General features: G+C 41.4%; 2 protein-coding genes and 1 pseudogene. 2 read left to right on the forward strand and 1 reads right to left on the reverse strand.

What is annotated here, in order from left to right; translation table 11 throughout:
- Nucleotides 1-247 (reverse strand): hypothetical protein (locus ABDZ97_RS08160; RefSeq protein ID WP_343786387.1); only part of this gene is annotated, 247 nt, incomplete at its 3' end.
- Nucleotides 248-361: 114 nt separating this feature from the next.
- Between ABDZ97_RS08160 and ABDZ97_RS08165 the strand changes: the two genes are divergently transcribed.
- Both ABDZ97_RS08165 and ABDZ97_RS08170 read left to right on the forward strand, forming a co-directional pair.
- Nucleotides 362-718: a helix-turn-helix domain-containing protein gene (locus tag ABDZ97_RS08165; RefSeq protein WP_343786390.1), complete on the forward strand. Its 357-nt coding sequence runs from the start codon at nt 362-364 to the stop codon at nt 716-718.
- A 99-nt stretch (nt 719-817) separates the two neighbouring features.
- Nucleotides 818-2,387, forward strand: a pseudogene (locus ABDZ97_RS08170) (hypothetical protein); the annotation flags it as partial.

Raw genomic sequence — 2,387 nt, forward strand, 5'->3', positions numbered from 1 at the left:
GGTTACCCTGTGCATCCATCATGGAGTTGTGTGTACTGGCTGCTTCCTGACCCTGATAGTAATAGTACTGTTCCCCCGGATCATAGGTGTTGTTTGGATCGGTTGGGGTGGGGAGAGCTGTAGGGAAAGGGTCAATCATCAAACGGTTCATATTAGGAGGGATTGTCCAAATTGGATTTTGAGCTTGGATTATTCCGAAGCCGAAGCTGAGACAAACCAATGCCGTCAGTAGTTTCAATCGATTCATTTTTAAAAGTTTAGATTAACAATAAATTTATTTTCGTCAAGAAACGTATTTTTTTTGTTTCGGGTTGGGCTTCGAAGTTCTAATTTCATTAGATTTGGTTCTAATTTAGCTGTTATGAAAAAAGAAATAGGTTCTAAAATCCGACAGATACGGGAATTAAGAGGGTATTCTCAAGAATTCATTGCCAGTAAACTTGGTATATCGCAAAGAGCATATAGTAAGATAGAGATGAACCAAACAAAGCTTGACTGGGTAAAAGTTACCAGTATCGCAGAAGTTTTGGAGGTTGATCCAATGGATATGATTTCGTTTGATGATAATCTGATTTTCAATAATTGTAGTCAATCGGGAAAGTTCGAAAAGTTCATCAATAATATGCCCGATAAACTGATAGAGCAATACGAGTTACGGATAAAATCGCTTAATGAGGAAATAAGCTACTTAAGGGATTTACTTGCAAAAAAAAGTTGATTCAATACTGCAACCATATTCAAAATCAGTTCTAATATCTTCTCTTTGCCAACCCCAACGGCAATATTTACGTTATTTTTATAAAATCAACTGATGTAGATGAATAGGTTTGTTACAGGGCTTTTTTTATTCGTTGTCTTAGCATCTAATGGACAACTTGTATTATATCAGGATGTTTTCAATGGTGGCATGACTGGTGGCGGAGGATCAATGGGAGCTGGTTCTGGAACATTAACGTTTGATATATCTATTGAGCCTGGTAGCGTGATTCGAAAGGCGTATTTTATTGCAGGTTGTGATGGTAAACCTGGTGAAATCAGTGTAGTTCTTAACGGAGAAAGTTATCAATTTGGTGACGAAACGATCTATACATCAGGTTTCAATAGTTTGTATTCATCAATCAACACTTCAAGTGTACATGCAATTGAGGTTACTGATTTAATAAATCCATCTACAGTCAACTATTCTTTATCAGTACCAAGTCAGCAAATAATCGGCAGTCAAGCATTTACAAGTTTTTATTTGGTGGTAGCCTATGAAAACCCTAATTTGTCTCCTGTAGCAGTAAATATCGTTCTTAATCAAACAGATGTTGGACAGGTTATTTCATATTATATAAATGATTTATTACCCATTGATAACTCAAACGATGTTGGATTTGCATTTGTAGGTTCCCATTTTTGCAATAATACCACGGACGGGAGTTTTGTGTACATAAATAACTCAAATCTCGGATTGGTAGGGGGTAATGATGTCAACTCAAACTGGTTTTGTTCAGGCACACAGGGGCATTTTTTTTATCAGAATAATATGTTTGTCGGGCTAAGTGATGATGTTGCTAACGCCATAATGAATGGGGCTGATGCTATCGCAAATATCCAAAGTTATATCCAGAATGGAGACATGCAAGTTGACGTGCGTTTTGTACATCAAAACCCTGTCGGAGACAATCCTTACTCAAATCCGATTATAGCGACTTTTCTCACCTACACCACCCCCTGTTCGTCCTTCCCAACTGATCTAACCGTATCCGACACCACCATCTGCGAGGGGGAACCGTTGCAACTAGGGGCTTCTGGAGGGATCAATTACGACTGGCTGCCGCAAACGGGATTGAGTTGTTACGATTGCCCAAATCCTGCGTTTACGGGGGATAGTTCCACGGTGTACACCGTCCGGATATGGAGTACGGACAGTTGTTCGAAAGTGCTTCCGGTACACGTCAAAGTCAACCCAAAACCGAAGTTTGAGAGTATTCAGATTACCCCTTCCGGGTGCGGCAAAAGCACGGGAAGTATTGTCGCAATGATGGACACCGCCCAAGCACCTTACCAGTACACACTGGATAACCATGCACCGCAACCGGATAGCGCATTTACCGGGCTTACATCGGGGAATTATGCATTGTCTGTTGAGAATGTCCACGGCTGTACCAACGATACTTTACTGACGATACATGAAGAACTATCCGTTACGGCTTCGTTTACCGTCAATCCCATAACGGGATCAGCTCCACTGTGGGTACAGACCGAAAACACAAGCACCAACGCCACGGATTACCTGTGGGAATGGTCGGGCGGGACTACAACGGATGAACACCCCGGCTTTACGCTCGATACGGCAGGGAATTATACGCTTACACTGATTGCGTACGACGGTGCGCCCCACT

The organism is Wandonia haliotis (assembly GCF_039523435.1).
GTDB lineage: Bacteria > Bacteroidota > Bacteroidia > Flavobacteriales_D > Crocinitomicaceae > Wandonia > Wandonia haliotis.